Here is a 16,603-nt window from a genome sequence, read left to right on the forward strand (position 1 = left end):
GGCTGACCCTACCCCCAGCGCGGCGCCGGCTCGTCCTTGAGCACCTGGCGCCGCTGCGCGTAGTCGGGCAGCACGCGCTCCACCTGGTCCCAGAAGCGCGGGCTGTGGTCCATCACCCGCAGGTGGGCCAGCTCGTGCACCACCACGTAGTCGATGATGTCCAGCCGGTAGTGCACCAGCCGCCAGTTCAGCCGGATGGAGCCGTCGGCGCTGGCGCTGCCCCAGCGCGTGGCGGCGTTGGACAGCGACAGCTTCGTCCAGCGCACGCCCAGCAGCGGCGCGAAATGGTCGAGCCGCTCGGCGAAGATGCGCCGCGCCTGGCGCATCAGCCAGGCCTGGGCCGCATCGCGGATCTGCGCCACGCCGGCCTGCTGCGGCAGCGCCAGCCGCAGCACGCGGCCGGCGGCGCCGTCCTCGCCGGCATCGAGCACCGCGCCGGCCGCGGCGAAGCCGTGCGCCGGGTCCAGGCGCAGGTGCACGGGTGCGCCGAGGAAGGGCAGCACGGCGCCGTCGCGCCAGTCGATGCGGGTGGCCTCCTGGCGCGCCTCGCGCTGCTGCGACTCGGCCAGCTTGCGCAGGATCCAGGCCGACTTCTCCTGCAGCGCGGCGTCCACGTCGCGCAGCGCCACCCAGCGCGGCGCGCGCACCGACAGGCCGTCTGCATCCACCACGAAGCCGATGGTGCGGCGCCGGCCGCGCGCGAACTCGTAGGCCACCAGCGCATGCCCCAGCCGCGCCTCGCGGCTGGCGCGCGGATGCGCGAAGCGCACCGGCGCCAGTGCGTCGTTGAGCGGCACGCCGGGCAGGGCATCGTCTGCGCGGGTTCTTTCGGGCACCGGCCTGGGCTTGTCCGGCCGCGGCGGCGGCGCCGCGAGCAGCCCGTCGAACAGGTCGAGCGTCAGTTGGACCAGGGGCCGCATGGAAGGCCCTTCAGGCCGCGACGCGATACGCCTCGGGGTCGAGGCGCCGCATCTCGGCCTCGATCCACTGCTCCACCTCGGCCATCAGCTCGTCGGCCCTGCGCCCCTGGCTGGAGATGGCCGGGCCGATGGACACGTCCACCACGCCCGGCCGCTTGACGAAGGCCTTGCGCGGCCAGCACTTGGCCGAGGTGACGGCGATGGGGATGACCGGCACCCCGGTCTCGATCGCCAGGCGCGCGCCGCCCGTCTTGTACTGGCCCTGCCGGCCGCGCTGCGTGCGCGTGCCCTCGGGGAACATGATGACCCACACCCCCTGCGCCAGCAGCCGCTTGCCCTGCGCCACCACCTTGTGGAAGGCCTGTGCGCGCTGGCTGCGGTCGATGTGCACCATGTCCAGCCGGCCGAGCGCCCAGCCGAAGAAGGGGATGTGCAGCAGCTCGCGCTTGAACACGTAGGCCAGCGGATGCGGCATCAGCGTCGGCAGCAGGAAGGTCTCGTAGGTCGACTGGTGCTTGACCAGCAGGATGCAGCCGGCGTGGCGGTCCTGCGGCAGGTGCTCCATGCCCTGCACGCGATGGCGGATGCCCAGCATCCAGCGCCCGCCCCACAGCGCCACGCGCAGCCAGCCGACGGCGAACCAGTACAGCGGCGCGCCGCGCACGAAGATGGACGCCAGCACCAGCACCGTGGCCCAGGGCAGCACCGTGACCAGCATCCAAAGCAGATGCAGCAAGGAACGAAGAAATGCCATCAGACGGCGACTTTCAGGCTTTCGCGTTCCTCGCGCGCCAGCAGCCAGCGGGCGAAGGCGGCCAGATCCTCGTGCACCACGGTGCCGGGCGGGTACTCGGGCGGCAGCGGATGCACGCCGCGGCAGGCCTCGCCCATGCCGGTGAGCAGCAGGTGCGGCTCGCAGCCGGCGGCGGCGCCGGCCAGCAGGTCGCGCAGCGAATCACCGGCCGTGGGCACGCCGGCCAGGTCGATGCCGTAGCGCTCGCCGATCTGGTGGAACAGGCCCGGCTTGGGCTTGCGGCAGTCGCAGTGCTCGTCGGGGCTGTGGGGGCAGTAGAAGATGGCGTCGATGCGCCCGCCCATGGCCGCCAGCATCTTGTGCATCTTGGCGTGCATGGCGTTGAGCGAGGCCACGTCGAACAGGCCCCGCCCCAGGCCCGACTGGTTGGAGGCGATCACCACGTGCCAGCCGGCCTGGTTGAGCCGGGCGATGGCCTCCAGCGCGCCGGGCAGCGGCGTCCACTCCGTCTCGCTCTTGACGAAGTCGTCGCGGTGGACGTTGATGCTGCCGTTGCGGTCGAGGATGACCAGCTTGAACGGGGCGGTGGGCATGGTGCGAGTATCGGCGCGGCGGGCTCAGCCAGCCAGCCGCTCCAGCAGCGCCACGCGGTTCATCGCGCGGTGCAGCGAGTCCAGCAGGCCCAGGCGGTTCAGGCGCAGGTCGGCCTCCTCGGCGTTGACCATCACGCCGTCGAAGAAGGCATCGACCGGCGCGCGCAGCGCGGCCAGCGCCTGCAGCGAGGCGGTGTAGTCGCCGGCATCGAACTTCGCGTCGGCGTCGGGCACGATCTTGCGCATGGCCTCGTACAGCGCCAGCTCGGCCGGCTCGCGCAGCAGCGCGGTGGTGACGTGCGCGTCGGCCTCGGGCGACTTCTTCAGGATGTTGCCGATGCGCTTGTTGGCCGCGGCCAGCGCAGGCGCCTCCGGCAACTGCGCGAAGGCGCGCACCGCCGCCAGGCGCTTGGGCACCTCGGCCAGGCGCTCGGGGCGGGGGCCCAGCACGGCATCCACCTCCTGCGCGCTGGCGCCCTGCTCGCGCAGCAGGCCGGCCAGGCGGTCGTAGACGAAGTCGAGCAGCTGGCCCTGCGCATCGGCCTGCGTGAGCAGCGGGCCCATCGCCTTCGCGGCGATGCCGACCAGCGCGGAAAGCCGCAGCGGCAGGTCGCGCTCGATCAGCATGCGCACCACGCCCAGCGCATGGCGGCGCAGCGCGAAGGGGTCGCGGTCGCCGGTGGGCAGGTTGCCGATGCCGAACATGCCCACCAGCGTCTCCAGCTTGTCGGCCAGCGCCACCGCCAGGCCCACCGGGCCGCGCGGCAGCTCGTCGCCGGCGAAGCGGGGCTTGTAGTGGTCCTCGATGGCGTCGGCCACCGGCGCCGGCAGGCCGTCGTGCAGCGCGTAGTAGCGGCCCATGACGCCCTGCAGTTCGGGGAACTCGCCCACCATGTCGGTCACGAGGTCGGTCTTGGCCAGCAGTGCGGCCTGGTCGGCCTGGGCGATCAGGTCCGCGCCGCCCATCTCGGCCGCGATGGCGGTGGCGATGGCGCGCACGCGCTCCACCCGCTCGCCCTGCGTGCCCAGCTTGTTGTGGTAGACCACCTTGGCCAGCTGCGGCACGCGCGAGGCCAGCGTCTTCCGGCGGTCCTGGTCGAAGAAGAACTTGGCGTCGGCCAGGCGCGGGCGCACCACGCGCTCGTTGCCGCCGGTCACGGCGCTGGCGTCCTGCGGGCGGATGTTGCTGACGACGAGGAAGCGGTTCGTCAGCCGGCCCTTCGCATCGAGCAGCGGGAAGTACTTCTGGTTGGCCTTCATCGTGAGGATGAGGCACTCCTGCGGCACTTCGAGGAACTCGGCCTCGAAGCCGCACACCAGCACGTTGGGCCGCTCGACCAGCGCCGTCACCTCGTCCAGCAGCGCGTCGTCCTGGATCGGCTCGGCGCCGCCGCCGACCTGCTCGGCCGCCAGCGCGAGCTGGCGCGCGATCTCGGCGCGGCGGGCCTCGAAGCCGGCGATGACGGCGCCCTCCTCTTCCAACTGAAGCGCATAGCTGTCGGCGTTCTTCAGCACCACCGGGTCGGCGGCCGCCTCGAAGCGGTGGCCGTGCGTCTCGCGCCCGGAGACGAGGCCCAGCGCCTGCACCGGCACCACCTCGCCGCCGTGCAGGGCCACCAGGCCGTGCGCCGGGCGCACGAAGCTCACGCTCGTCCAGCCGGGCAGCTCGCAGCCGCTTTCGAGCTGGTAGCTCATCACCTTGGGGATGGGCAGCTTCGCGATCGCCTCCAGCAGCGCCTTCTGCAGGCCGTCGGCCAGCGTGGCGCCGGGCAGCACGCTCTCGTAGAACAGCGCCTCGGCCTTGCCGTCCTGCGCACGCTTGAGCGAGGCGGCGGCGGATGCGTCGGCGCCCAGCGCGGCCAGCTTCTTGACGAGGGCCGGCGTGGCGTTGCCCGCCGCGTCCAGGCCCACCGACACCGGCATCAGCTTCTGCGACACGGGCTTGTCGGCCGCGCGCGGCGCGACGTGCGTGACGTGCGCGGCCAGCCGCCGCGGCGAGGCGTAGGACGTGAGCAGCGAGGCGGCATCGGCCAGCCCCTGGGCGCGCAGTTGCGTCAGCAGCACCTCGCCGAAGGCCTGGCCCAGCTTCTTCAGCGCCTTGGGCGGCAGTTCTTCGACGAAGAGTTCGACGAGAAGATTCGGATGGGTCATCTCAGGCTGCCGCTTTCTCTTTCTTGGGGATCTGCGCGACCCATTCGCGCGGCGCCATCGGGAAGCCCAGGCGCTCGCGGCTGTCGTAGTAGCTTTGCGCCACGCTGCGCGCGAGGTTGCGGATGCGGCCGATGTAGGCGGCACGCTCCGTCACGCTGATGGCGCCGCGGGCGTCCAGCAGGTTGAAGCTGTGCGCGGCCTTGAGCACCTGCTCGTAGGCCGGCAGCGCCAGCTGCGCCTCCATCAGGTGCCGGGCCTGCTTCTCGTGCGCGTTGAAGGCGGTGAAGAGGAAGTCCGCGTCCGAGTGCTCGAAGTTGTAGGCCGACTGCTCCACCTCGTTCTGCTTGTAGACGTCGCCATAGCTCAGGCCTTCCGTCCACTTCAGGTCGTAGACGTTCTCCACGCCCTGCAGGTACATGGCCAGGCGCTCCAGGCCGTAGGTGATCTCGCCCGTGGCGGGTCGGCAGTCGATGCCGCCGACCTGCTGGAAGTAGGTGAACTGCGTCACCTCCATGCCGTTGAGCCACACCTCCCAGCCCAGGCCCCAGGCGCCCAGCGTGGGGTTCTCCCAGTCGTCCTCGACGAAGCGGATGTCGTTCTTCTTCAGGTCGAAGCCCAGCGCCTCCAGCGAGCCGAGGTACAGCTCCAGGATGTTCGAGGGCGCCGGCTTGAGCACCACCTGGTACTGGTAGTAGTGCTGCAGGCGGTTGGGGTTCTCGCCGTAGCGGCCGTCCTTGGGGCGGCGGCTGGGCTGCACGTAGGCGGCCTTCCACGGCTCGGGGCCGATGGCGCGCAGGAAGGTGGCGGTGTGGCTGGTGCCCGCGCCCACTTCCATGTCGTAGGGCTGGAGCAGCGCGCAGCCCTGGGCGTCCCAGTAGGACTGCAGCGTGAGGATGATCTGTTGGAAGGTCAGCATGATGGGCCCGAGGCAGGGGGCCGGCGGGCACGGCAGGGTGCTCGCGGCGAACCGGGGATTCTAGGAGGCTGTCGGGCTTGGGCATGGCCCTGCGTTGAGCGAAACAGCCCGCAGGCAAGACGCCCAGCGCAAGCTGCATGATGTGCAGCGAGCATGAGCAACGCGGCCTGCGGGCAGTGTCGCTCAACCCTTCGGGCCGCCGCCAGGGGCATGCCCAAGCCCGACAGCCTCCTACAAGCGCGCTGCCGCGCGGCGCCTGCGCCATGCCGCGGCAGCGCCGGCCGCCGCACCCAGCAGCGCGAGACCCCACAGCGGCGCCAGGCCCGCGCGCGACACCCACCACGCGTAGGGCGTGATGCCGCCGCGCCCTTCCACCTGCGCCTGCAGCACGCCGCGCGTCAGGCGCGGCAACTGGTGCGTGACCACGCCGCGGTGGTCGATCACGGCGGTGGCGCCGGTGTTGGTGGCGCGCAGCATCGGCCGCTGGAACTCCAGCGCGCGCATGCGCGAGATGGCCAGGTGCTGGTCGATGGCCACGGTGTCGCCGAACCAGGCGATGTTGCTCACGTTCAGCAGCACCGTGGGCGCCGCGGCGGCATCGCGGAAGCCGGCGCCGATCTCCTCGCCGAAGAGATCCTCGTAGCAGATGTTCAGCGCGATGCGCTGGCCCTGCCAGGCCAGTGGCGCCTGCGGCAGCGCGCCGCGGTGGAAGTCGCCCAGCGGGATGTTCATCATGCGGATGAACCAGCCGAAGCCCGGCGGGATGAACTCGCCGAAGGGCACCAGGTGGTGCTTGTCGTAGCGGTAGGCGCCCTGCGGCTGCGGCAGCAGCGCGACCACGCTGTTGGCGTAGCGGCCCGACGCATCGACCAGCGGCAGGCCCACCAGCGCCGCCTGCCCGCTGCCGGCGAAGCGCGCGGCCAGCGCGGCCCAGTAGCCCTCCGGCAGCTGGCGCGGCAGCAGCGGGATGGCGGTCTCGGGCGTGACGACCAGCGGCGCCGACGACGCGTGCAGCTGCTCGGCGTACCAGCGCAGCGCGACGCCGATGCCGGCGCCGGGCACGAACTTCTCGTCCTGCGGGATGTTGCCCTGCAGCAGCGCGACGCCCAGCGTCCCGCGCGACTGCGAGGCGCCGCCGTCGTCGTGCAGGACACGCAGCCCCAGCGGCGCCAGCGCCAGCACGGCGACCGCCGCCGCCGGCGCCAGGACGGCACCGGCGCGCGCGGGGCGCCCGACGCGCATCACCCGGCCCAGGCAGGCGGCCAGCGCCGCCGCCAGCGCGCCGATGCCGTACACACCCACCCAGGGCGCATAGCCGGCCAGCGGCCCCTCGACGTGCGCATAGCCGCCCGCGCCCCAGGGGAAGCCGGTGAACCAGTGGCCGCGCAGCAGTTCCGCCAGCGTCCACAGCGCCGCGAACAGCAGCACCGCGCCGGCCGGCCGCGCCGGTGCCCAGGCCACGTAGGCGGCGCAGGCCGCCGCGTAATACAACGCCAGCGCCGCCGCCAGGGCGAGCACCGCCAGCGCCGCCAGCGGCGCGGGCAGCCCGCCGTAGGTGTGCATGGAGATGAACAGCCACCAGAAGCTGGCGGCCAGCCAGGCGGTGCCGAACAGCCAGCCGCACAGGCCAGCGCGCCGCCAGCGGGCGCCGGCGGCGCGTTCGGCATCGAGCAGCGCGCACAGCAGCGCCAGCGACAGCAGCTGCAGCCACCACAGCGGGCGACCGCCGACGGGCCAGGCGATGGATGCGGCCTGCAGCAGGCCGGCGACGAGGAAGCCCAGCGTGCGCAGCGCGGCCGTCCTCAATCCGCGGCGTCGTCGCCGCGCGCCGGCGACACCTTGAACCAGCGCACCGCGCCGCCGCGGGTGTGCATCACGACGAAGTCGAAGCCGCCCACCGCATGCCGCTCGCCGCGCTTGGGCACGTGGCCCATCTCGTGCGCGACCAGGCCGCCGATGGTGTCGAAGTCCTCGCTCTCCTGCTCCTCGGTGAAGCGGATGCCGAAGGCCTCGGCCACGCGCTCCAGCGGCGTGTCGCCGCTGACGCGGTAGGTGTGGTCGGCCAGGCCGAAGATGTCGCCCTCGTCCTCCTCCTCGTCGAACTCGTCCTCGATCTCGCCGACGATCTGCTCGAGCACGTCCTCGATGGTGATCAGGCCCGCCACGCGGCCGAACTCGTCGATCACGATCGCCAGGTGGTTGCGGTTGCCGCGGAACTCGCGCAGCAGGTCGTTCAGGCCCTTGCTCTCGGGGATGAAGGCGGCCGGGCGCAGCAGCGCGCGGATGTTCAGCTCCGGCGAACGCTGCAGCTTGAGCAGGTCCTTCGCCAGCAGGATGCCGATGATGTTTTCCTTGTCGCCTTCGTACACCGGGAAGCGCGAGTGCGCGGTGTCGATGACCAGGTGCAGCAGCTCGTCGTAGGGCGAGTCGATGTCGATCAGGTCCATGCGCGGCGCCGCCACCATCACGTCGCCGGCCGTCATGTCGGCCATGCGCAGCACGCCTTCGAGCATGACGCGGGACTCGGCGCCGATGACCTCGTTGTCCTCGGCATCGGCCAGGGTTTCGATCAGCTCGTCGCGGGAATCGGGACCGGGGTTGATGAACTCGACGAGTTTCTGCAGGAAGCTGCGCTTGTCCTCCCGGACCGGTCCGGGCGCGCGCTCAGGGTGGGGGTCTGCCACTGCGGGGGGCGATAGTTGCGGAAGGACAAGGATACCGGATGGCCGGCGGCCGCCGCCACCGCGCCCGCTGCCCGCGCCTCAGGGCGAGGACTGGTCGCGCGCGGCGCGCACGCCGCTGCGCACTTCCTGCAGGCCGGCCAGGAAGGACCAGAACTGCTTGGCGCGCGTCTTGAGCTGGTAGTCCACCTCGGCGAAGTGGTCCAGCGCGATCTCGTTCATGCGGCTGTCGAAGGTGGCCTCCGGCAGCTTGAGGAAGGCCTCGGACTCGGAACCGCTGCGCTCCACGGTGGCCCCCGCGTTGCGCGCGATCTTCAGCATCGCGGTGTTCTCGCTCAGCGCGTGGATGAAGAGCATCTTCACGCCCTCGTTGCGCGCCGAGACCACCGCGCGCTCGAACAGCCGCGCGCCGAAGCCGCGCCCGCGCGCGTGCTCGGAGACCGACACGCCGAACTCGGCGCAGTCGCGGTGCGCCTCGTCGGGCGAGAAGGCCAGGTGCGCCATGGCGATCAGGTCCAGGCGGCGGTTGTAGATGCCGAACAGCTCGTCGCGCTCGAAGTCCAGCCCGCTCACGTAGCGCTCGATCTGCTCGTCCGAGGCGGCGTAGCCGAAGCGCAGGTAGCGGTCGCGCTCGGACAGGCCCAGCAGGTGCTGGCGGATGCGGCCGCGCTCGCGCGGCCCGATCGAGCGGATCGGCACGAGCACCGGCGCCGGCGCGCGTGCCGGTGCGGCGGCGGGCTGCGCCGCCACCACCGGCGGGCGCAGGAAGCCGCCGACGCCCAGCGCCGTGCTCAGGAAGGTCCGTGCAGAAAGCATGGGGGGAATATAAGGGTTTTCCCTTAACCTACAAGCCGAAGTGCCATCGATATGTCACCGCAGTGCGTGCTTTTACCGGCTTGCGGGCCGAAACACCATGGGCCGTGGCGCCTGCGCAACCCTCGCGGCGAGGCTCAGACGGGCACCGCGGTGGTGGCCTTGACCCGGTCGAGCACGAAGCTGGTCTTGCAGTCCTGCACGCTGGGGTGCTTGAGCAGGGTGTCCATGATGAAGCGGCTGTAGTGCGCCATGTCGGCCACCACGACACGCAGCAGATAGTCCATTTCGCCGGTGAGGGCAGCGCATTCGACGACTTCGGGCCAGGTCTGTACGCTGGCGCGGAACAGGTCCATGGGGTTGCGCTTGTGGGTTTCGGTGTGCTTTTCCAGCCGCACGTTCAGGTAGGCCGTCAGGCCCAGGCCGACGGCTTCGGGCTTGACCAGCGCCACGTAGCGGTCGATGACGCGGCTTTCCTCCAGCCGCCGCACCCGCCGCAGCACGGCGCTGGGCGACAGGCTGACCTGCTCGGCCAGTTGCTCGTAGGTGGCACGGCCGTCCGCCTGAAGCATGCGCAGAATGAGGCGATCCTGCTTGTCAAGTGCATCCATTCGATGGATTTTGCACTTTTTCTGCTTTCAACCTCGAAAACAGGCTTGAAAACGCAGAAAAACTGATCCCCAGCGCCCCTACAGTCCTGCCATCCCCTTTTTCATCCCTTCCATCCGCGCGACGCAGGAGACAGCCCCATGAGCGACACCACCCCCGCCTTCCAGCCCTGGGACAACCCCATGGGCACCGACGGCTTCGAGTTCATCGAATACGCCGCCCCCGACCCGGCCGCCATGGGCAAGGTGTTCGAGCGCATGGGCTTCCGCGCCGTCGCGAAGCACCGCCACAAGAACGTGCTGCTCTACCGTCAGGGCACGATCAACTTCATCGTCAACGCCGAGCCGGACTCCTTCGCCCAGCGCTTCGCGCGCCAGCACGGGCCCAGCGTGTGCGCCATCGCCTTCCGCGTGCAGGACGCCAAGGCCGCCTACGAGCGCGCCGTGTCGCTGGGTGCCTGGGGCTTCGCCGACAAGGCCGGCCCGGGCGAGCTGAACATCCCCGCCATCAAGGGCATCGGCGACAGCCTGATCTACCTGGTGGACCGCTGGCGCGGCAAGAACGGCGCCAAGCCGGGCGACATCGGCAACATCGGCTTCTACGACGTGGACTTCGAGGCGCTGCCGGGCCTGACGGCCGAGGAGGCGCTGGCGCCCGAGGGCAACGGCCTGACCTACATCGACCACCTGACGCACAACGTGCACCGCGGCCGCATGAACGAGTGGGCCGACTTCTACGAGCGCCTGTTCAACTTCCGCGAGATCAAGTACTTCGACATCGAGGGCCAGGTCACCGGCGTGAAGAGCAAGGCGATGACCAGCCCCTGCGGCAAGATCCGCATCCCGATCAACGAGGAAGGCAAGGAGCAGCCCGGCCAGATCCAGGAGTACCTGGACATGTACCACGGCGAAGGCATCCAGCACATCGCGATGGGCTCTGACGACCTCTACAGGACGGTCGACAAGCTGCGCGAGAACGGCGTCACGCTGCTGGACACCATCGACACCTACTACGAACTGGTCGACAAGCGCATCCCCGGCCACGGCGAAAGCGTGGAGGAGCTGCACAAGCGCAAGATCCTGATCGACGGCAAGAAGGACGCGCTGCTGCTGCAGATCTTCAGCGAGAACCAGCTCGGGCCGATCTTCTTCGAGTTCATCCAGCGCAAGGGCGACGACGGCTTCGGCAACGGCAACTTCAAGGCGCTGTTCGAGAGCATCGAGCTGGACCAGATGCGCCGCGGCGTGCTCAGCGCCGCCAAGTGAGGCGGGCGGCCCGGCCATCACCATGAACACCGGCAGCCCGACCCCGGCCGTCTACGGCGAATCGGAGCGCCCGCCGCGCGGCGACTACGCCCGCGGCGGCCAGGTGCAGGCGGACTACACCTGCCCGCAGGACTACGCGAGCTACACGGACGCCGACCACGACACCTACCGGCGCCTGTACGAGCGCCAGGCGGCGCAACTGCCGGGGCTGGCCTGCGACGCCTTCATCGCGGCGCTGCCCTCGCTCGGCGTCAAGGACCGCATCCCGCGCTTCGAGGACATCAACGCGCGGCTGCGGCAGGCGACGGGCTGGGAGATCGTGGCCGTGCCCGGGCTGATCCCCGAGCTGCCCTTCTTCCAGTTGCTGGCGAACCGCAGGTTCCCCGTCACCGACTGGATCCGCCGGCCCGAGGAGTTCGACTACATCGTCGAGCCCGACGTGTTCCACGACTTGTTCGGCCACGTGCCGATGCTGTTCGACCCGACCTTCGCCGACTACGTGCAGCGCTACGGCGAGGGCGGCATCAAGGCCCACCACCTGGGCGCCGGCGAGAAGCTGGCGCGCCTGTACTGGTACACGGTGGAGTTCGGCCTGATCCGCCAGCCGCAGGGCCTGCGCGCCTACGGCGCCGGCATCCTCAGCTCGGTCGGCGAGCTGCAGCATGCGGTGCGCAGCCCGCAGCCGCACCGCCTGCCGCTGGACCTGGTGCGCACCATGCGCTCGCGCTACAAGATCGACAGCTACCAGAGCACCTACTTCGTCATCGACAGCTTCGACCAGCTGTTCGACATGACGGCGCCGGACTTCGCGCCGCTGTACGAGCGGCTGAAGTCCGAGCCGGACATCGAGGCCGGCGCGCTGCTGCCCGGCGAGCGCAGCCTGGGGCTGGGCTGAGGCCCTGGCCGCCGCGCGCGATCAGAACCGGTACTTCATCGTCAGGCTGGCCCGGCGCGGCTCCATGTAGGTGAGCTGGCCGTAGGCCTGGAACGTGTCGTAGTGCTTCTTGTCCGTCGCGTTCTCGATGTTGAGCTGGGCGGACAGGCGGTCGTTGAAGTCGTAGCGCGCCATCAGGTTGACCAGGGCGAAGGCGCCCTGGTCCACACGCTGGGTCAGCCCGAGCGGATTGGCGGCGTTCCCGTAGGTGCTGCTCTGCCAGCTCACGCCGCCGCCCAGGGTCAGGCCGCTCAGCGCACCCGACAGGCGGTAGGTCGTGAACAGCCGCAGCGTCTTGCGCGGATAGATCGTGTTCACGTCCTGGCGGTCCGCGTCCTTGAGACTGAACTGCGTGTAGCCGGCATTGAGGTTCCAGCCGCGCGCCAGTTCGCCTGACACCTCCAGCTCGAAGCCCTTGCTGGTGGCGCCGTTGGAGGCGCGGTAGACCGCCTCGGGCAGGCCGCCAAGGCCGGGGATGGTCTCGCCCGTCTCGACCGCCAGGTTTTGCTGCTTGATGCGGAACACCGCGGCCGAGGCGTTCAGGCGGCCGTCGAAGAACTCGCCCTTGACGCCGACCTCCGTGCTCTTGCCCTTGATCGGCTCGATGTAGGTGCCGTTGATGTCGCGCGCGTTCTGCGGCTGGAAGATGTCGGTGTAGCTGGCGTAGACCGACAGTTCCTTGCTGACGTCGAACACCAGGCCGGCATAGGGCGTGACCTCGCTGCCGTATTTCAGCCGGTAGGGGTTGCTGTAGACATCGTCGCCGCGCCGCTGGTAGTTGGTCACGCGTGCGCCGAGGATCAGCTTGAGCGGATCGGCCAGGCTCAGGCGTGCCGCGCCGTACACCGCCTCCTGCCGCGTGTAGCTCTTGCCGTAGTACGACAGGCCGCTCCAGACGGGCTCGGGGTAGTCGGCACCCAGCAGGTTGAAGTTGCCGAGCGCCACGAAGGAGTTGGTCAGCGCCGAGCGGCTGTAGGCGTTGAACTTCTGCGTGGAACTCGCATAGCCGAAGGCTGCCTCGTGCTCGCGGCCGAACAGGCGGAAGCCGCCGCTGCCCTGCACGCTGAAGTCGTGCTGGCGCGTGCGCACGTCGTAGGAGGCCGGGAAGGCGAACATGCCTTCGCCCGTGAGCAGGCTGGGATAGCCCGAGGCGTAGGACAGGTACGAGTCGGCCTTGCGGTCGCCGTGGTTGTAGCTGAGCTTGAGCTTCCAGTCGTTGGCGAAGCGGTGCTCCAGCGAGAGGAAGTAGGTGTTGTAGGCCGTGTTCCAGCGCGTCCAGCTGGCAGTGGTGGACTTGGAGCGGTCCCAGTTGGCGAAGACGCCCTCGGCGTACCAGACCGGCAGGCCGCCCCACATCGGCCCGTTCGAGTCGGTCTTCTGCCGGCTGACGCCGGCCGTCAGCAGCGTGCGCGGGCCGATGTCCGCCTCGAAGGCGGCCAGGAAGGTGCCGTTCTCCTTGCTCAGCCGATCGATGTAGCTGTCGGCCTTGGCGTATTCGCCGACCACCCGCGCGCGCACCGTGCCGGCCTGGTTGAGCGGCGTGCTGAGGTCGAACAGGCCGCGGCGCTCGTTCCAGGAGCCGACGCCCAGCTCCACGTTGCCGGTGAAGACCTTGCTGCTGGCGCGCTTGCGCACCAGGTTGATGGCCGCCGACGGATCGCCCGCGCCGGTGGTCAGGCCGGTGGCGCCGCGCACCACCTCGACGCGGTCGTACATGGCCAGGCTGGTGAAGATCTCGCCCGAACTCCACGGCTGCTCCCAGGTGGTCGGCACGCCGTCGATCAGCAGGTTGTTGATGTTGAAGCCACGCGCCGTGAACTGCCCGCGGCTGGTCTCGTACTGGTTGAGGTACACGCCCGTGGTGTTGCGCACCACGTCCGAGATGGTCTGCATGCCCTGGTCCTCGATGCGCTGCTGCGTCACCACCGACACGGACTGCGGCGTCTCGCGCAGGCTCAGGCCCAGCGGCGTGGCCGTGCGCGACGGGCCGGGCGTGGTGTACGAGCCCGTGCCCTCGGTGGTCTCGCTCTGCCCGGCGGCCTCCACCTGGACGGCAGGCAGGGTGTCGGTGGCGGCGGCGGCCTGGGCCATCGCCAGGGCGGGGATGGCCATCGCGATGCCGGCGGCCAGCGCCTTCAGCGCGGCAGGCGCCGCGGCGTGCGGCAGTGTGTGGACCCTCTTCTTCATTGCGGCTGTTCTGCGGTGTGGTGGATGTGGAAACGGAAGGCCGCCCCCTCTGCAAGGCAGAAAGAGCGGCCATGTGAACTAATTGTAAATGATAGTGATTTTTATTTGAAAAGAAACAAAAAAAGAGATCCGCTGCCATGGGACAACGGATCTCTTCCGGGCCAGGCGGCCGGCGGCCGCCGTGGCGATGCGATCTACCCGCGCGCCGGCGAAGGCGGCATGGCGGTGGCCTGCGGCACGCTCAGCGGCCGGCCGCGGCCAGCGCCTGGTCCAGGTCGGCCAGCAGGTCGTCGATGTGCTCGATGCCGACGCACAGGCGCACCGTCTCCTCGCTCACGCCGGCCTTGGCCAGTTCCTCGGGCGAGAGCTGGCGGTGCGTGGTGGAGGCCGGATGCGTGGCCAGCGAGCGCACGTCGCCGATGTTGACCAGCCGGGTGAAGAGCTGCAGCGCGTCGAGGAACTTCGCCCCCTCCGCCCGGCCGCCACCGATGCCGAAGGTCAGCAGCCCGCTCGCGCGGCCGCCCATGTACTTCTTCGCCAGTGCATGGTCCGGGTGGTCTTCCAGGCCGGCGTAGTTGACCCACCGCACCGCCGGGTGGGCCTTCAGATGGCGGGCCACGCGCAGCGTGTTGTCGCAGATGCGGTCCATGCGCAGCGCCAGCGTCTCGATGCCCTGCAGGATCAGGAAGGCGTTGAAGGGCGAGATCGCGCCGCCCGTGTTGCGCAGCGGCACCACGCGGGCGCGGCCGATGTAGGCCGCCGGGCCCAGCGCCTCGGTGTAGACCACGCCGTGGTAGCTCACGTCGGGCTCGTTGAGGCGGCGGAAGCGCTCCTTGTGCTGGGCCCAGGGGAACTTGCCCGAGTCGACGATGGCACCGCCCACGCTGGTGCCGTGGCCGCCCAGGTACTTGGTGAGCGAGTGCACGACGATGTCGGCGCCGTGCTCGATGGGGCGCAGGAGGTAGGGCGAGGGCACCGTGTTGTCCACGATCAGCGGCACGCCGTGCTGGTGCGCGATGGCGGCGATGGCGGCGATGTCCGTGATGTTGCCGGCCGGGTTGCCCAGCGACTCGACGAACACCGCCTTGGTGCGCTCGTCGATCAGCTTGCCGAAGCTGGCCGGGTCGCGGTGGTCGGCGAAGCGCACGTGGATGCCGAACTGCGGCAGCGTGTGCGCGAACAGGTTGTAGGTGCCGCCGTACAGCGCCGTGCTGCTGACGATGTTGTCGCCCGCCTCCGTGATGGTCTGGATGGCATAGGTGATCGCCATCTGCCCCGAGGCCAGCGCCAGCGCGGCGATGCCGCCCTCCAGCGCAGCCACGCGCTGCTCCAGCACGTCCTGCGTGGGGTTCATGATGCGCGTGTAGATGTTGCCCGGCACCTTCAGGTCGAACAGGTCGGCGCCGTGCTGCGCGCTGTCGAAGGCATAGGCCACCGTCTGGTAGATCGGCGGCACGACGGCCTTGGTGGTCGGCTCGGGCGAGTAGCCGGCGTGCACCGACCGGGTTTCGAATTTCCAGTTCTCGGACATGGGAAAGCCTTTCACTTTCTAGCTATCGGAAAGAGAAGAACGGGGCCCGCGCCACGCGGCTCGGCCCCGCACCGCGCAGCGGCCCGCCTTCAGCGGCCTTGCGCCAGTTGCTCCAGCGCCGCGCGGCGGCCGAGCGTACGCGCCTCGACCAGCCGCTGCAGTTGCTCCGGCTTCGGCCGCGACTTGCCTTGTTCCCAGAGGTAGATCGTCGCGCCGCTCATGCCCACCAGCCGGCCGTAGTCGGCCGCCGACAGGCCCAGCTTGGCACGGTGCGCAGCCAGGCGCGCCGCGCTGAAGCGCCGCGGCGTTCCCTCCGTCGCGCCGCCGCCGCCACCGCTGGCGGCCGAGGCGCGCGAGGCGTTGGCCACCTGCCGATGCGCCTGCTTGAGCTGCCTGTGCAGATCGGCGACCTCCCGCCGCAACTGCGCGATCGCGCTGCGGTGCTGCGTGCTCGCCCGCTTGAGACTCTCGAGCTCCGCGCGGACTTCCTTGCGCGCCACGCGCGCGATCTCGGATTTGAGAACAGATGCGATGTTGGCCATAGGGGGCCATTTTGGCTTGATTGCCGGAGAAGCCGGCACGACCCGGCCAAGTGCCTGCGCCATGTTCGAGACGAACGAGCAAGAAAACGCCCCGGGAGCCGAAGCGCCTAGGGCGTTGATTTCACTGCTGATCTGCCGGAGGCAGAGCCGGCCACCACCGTCGCCAGCATCGCCCGGCGCCCGTCCAGGCGCCAGTCGCGCAGCTGGCGCAGCACCATGACGTCGAGGTTCTCCATGCTCAGCGCTCAGGCTGGCGACGGACTCAACGGTTGTCTGCCGCTGCGGGATTGCTGCCCCATGGATTGCCGTCGCCCGCACCGCCGTAGGGATTGAACTCCGCGCCTCCTCCGCTGTTGATTTCCATCCAGAACTGACCCACTTGGCCCGGTAATTTCCATCCAAATCTGACCCACGTAAGAACCCTAACCTGCTGCTTTTGGTGGCAGGAGCAATAGGAGTGATTGACGTGGCGACACTGAGTGTCATCAGACGTTGGGCCTTGCGCGAGCAACTGTCCATCCGCGAGATAGCCCGGCGCACGGGCCTGTCTCGCAATACCATCAAGAAGTATCTGCGCGCGGAGGCGGCCGAGCCGCGCTATGCCAAGCGTGTGAGTCCGAGCAAGCTTGACCCCTATGCCGAGAAGCTCTCGGCCTGGCTCAAGAGCGAAGCATCCAGGTCTCGCAAGCAGCGGCGCACCCTCAAGC

At 69.9% G+C, this 16,603-nt stretch carries 16 protein-coding genes; 3 read left to right on the forward strand and 13 right to left on the reverse strand.

What is annotated here, in order from left to right:
* Positions 1-8: 8 nt before the first annotated feature.
* The 9 genes from Q392_RS19520 to Q392_RS19560 form a co-directional block, all read right to left on the reverse strand.
* Positions 9-920 carry a M48 family metallopeptidase gene (locus Q392_RS19520; RefSeq protein WP_038211272.1) on the reverse strand — a complete coding sequence of 304 codons (912 nt, stop codon included), beginning with the start codon at positions 918-920 and terminating at the stop codon, positions 9-11.
* A gap of 10 nt (positions 921-930) precedes the next feature.
* On the reverse strand, positions 931-1,674 hold the full coding sequence (locus Q392_RS19525) for a lysophospholipid acyltransferase family protein (protein ID WP_038211273.1): 744 nt from the start codon (positions 1,672-1,674) through the stop codon (positions 931-933).
* Positions 1,674-2,267 carry a D-glycero-beta-D-manno-heptose 1,7-bisphosphate 7-phosphatase gene (gmhB, locus tag Q392_RS19530; protein ID WP_038211274.1) on the reverse strand — a complete coding sequence of 198 codons (594 nt, stop codon included), beginning with the start codon at positions 2,265-2,267 and terminating at the stop codon, positions 1,674-1,676. The genes Q392_RS19525 and gmhB overlap by 1 nt, the downstream gene beginning before the upstream one ends.
* Positions 2,268-2,291: 24 nt before the next feature.
* On the reverse strand, positions 2,292-4,418 hold the full coding sequence (gene glyS / locus Q392_RS19535; RefSeq protein WP_038211275.1) for a glycine--tRNA ligase subunit beta: 2,127 nt from the start codon (positions 4,416-4,418) through the stop codon (positions 2,292-2,294).
* Between the two features lies 1 nt (position 4,419).
* Complete coding sequence (gene glyQ, locus Q392_RS19540; RefSeq protein ID WP_038211277.1) at positions 4,420-5,334, reverse strand: glycine--tRNA ligase subunit alpha; 915 nt, start codon at positions 5,332-5,334, stop codon at positions 4,420-4,422.
* A 231-nt stretch (positions 5,335-5,565) separates the two neighbouring features.
* Positions 5,566-7,140 (reverse strand): apolipoprotein N-acyltransferase, encoded by a 1,575-nt coding sequence (gene lnt / locus Q392_RS19545; RefSeq protein WP_038211279.1) that lies wholly within the window; start codon positions 7,138-7,140, stop codon positions 5,566-5,568.
* Positions 7,137-8,018 (reverse strand): CorC family transporter, encoded by an 882-nt coding sequence (locus tag Q392_RS19550; protein ID WP_038211288.1) that lies wholly within the window; start codon positions 8,016-8,018, stop codon positions 7,137-7,139. Before Q392_RS19550 ends, lnt begins: the two co-directional genes overlap by 4 nt.
* A 78-nt stretch (positions 8,019-8,096) precedes the next feature.
* Positions 8,097-8,831, reverse strand: a complete 735-nt coding sequence (locus Q392_RS19555) for a GNAT family N-acetyltransferase (RefSeq protein ID WP_038211290.1) — start codon at positions 8,829-8,831, stop codon at positions 8,097-8,099.
* Between the two features lie 134 nt (positions 8,832-8,965).
* Positions 8,966-9,439, reverse strand: coding sequence for an Lrp/AsnC family transcriptional regulator (locus Q392_RS19560; protein WP_038211293.1), 474 nt, complete (start codon positions 9,437-9,439; stop codon positions 8,966-8,968).
* Between the two features lie 138 nt (positions 9,440-9,577).
* Between Q392_RS19560 and hppD the strand changes: the two genes are divergently transcribed.
* On the forward strand, positions 9,578-10,702 hold the full coding sequence (gene hppD, locus Q392_RS19565) for a 4-hydroxyphenylpyruvate dioxygenase (RefSeq protein WP_038211294.1): 1,125 nt from the start codon (positions 9,578-9,580) through the stop codon (positions 10,700-10,702).
* A gap of 22 nt (positions 10,703-10,724) precedes the next feature.
* Complete coding sequence (gene phhA, locus Q392_RS19570; protein ID WP_038211314.1) at positions 10,725-11,597, forward strand: phenylalanine 4-monooxygenase; 873 nt, start codon at positions 10,725-10,727, stop codon at positions 11,595-11,597.
* A gap of 21 nt (positions 11,598-11,618) precedes the next feature.
* On the opposite strand, the gene Q392_RS19575 is transcribed toward phhA, so the two are convergent.
* From Q392_RS19575 to Q392_RS34070, 4 genes are all read right to left on the reverse strand, one after another.
* Positions 11,619-13,823, reverse strand: a complete 2,205-nt coding sequence (locus Q392_RS19575) for a TonB-dependent siderophore receptor (RefSeq protein ID WP_051953776.1) — start codon at positions 13,821-13,823, stop codon at positions 11,619-11,621.
* Positions 13,824-14,064: 241 nt separating this feature from the next.
* Positions 14,065-15,354, reverse strand: a complete 1,290-nt coding sequence (locus Q392_RS19580; RefSeq protein WP_038211315.1) for an O-acetylhomoserine aminocarboxypropyltransferase/cysteine synthase family protein — start codon at positions 15,352-15,354, stop codon at positions 14,065-14,067.
* Between the two features lie 89 nt (positions 15,355-15,443).
* Positions 15,444-15,896 (reverse strand): helix-turn-helix domain-containing protein, encoded by a 453-nt coding sequence (locus Q392_RS19585; RefSeq protein WP_038211320.1) that lies wholly within the window; start codon positions 15,894-15,896, stop codon positions 15,444-15,446.
* Positions 15,897-16,003: 107 nt separating this feature from the next.
* Entirely contained in the window at positions 16,004-16,132 is a 129-nt protein-coding gene (locus Q392_RS34070; protein ID WP_281173434.1) for a hypothetical protein, read from the reverse strand.
* Positions 16,133-16,353: 221 nt separating this feature from the next.
* Here Q392_RS34070 and Q392_RS32070 point away from each other — a divergent pair.
* The coding region (locus tag Q392_RS32070) for a helix-turn-helix domain-containing protein (protein WP_157008083.1) at positions 16,354-16,603 on the forward strand (250 nt) is incomplete at its 3' end.

Origin of the sequence: Xenophilus azovorans DSM 13620, assembly GCF_000745855.1 — a bacterium.
In the GTDB taxonomy this organism is placed as follows: Bacteria; Pseudomonadota; Gammaproteobacteria; order Burkholderiales; family Burkholderiaceae_C; genus Xenophilus; species Xenophilus azovorans.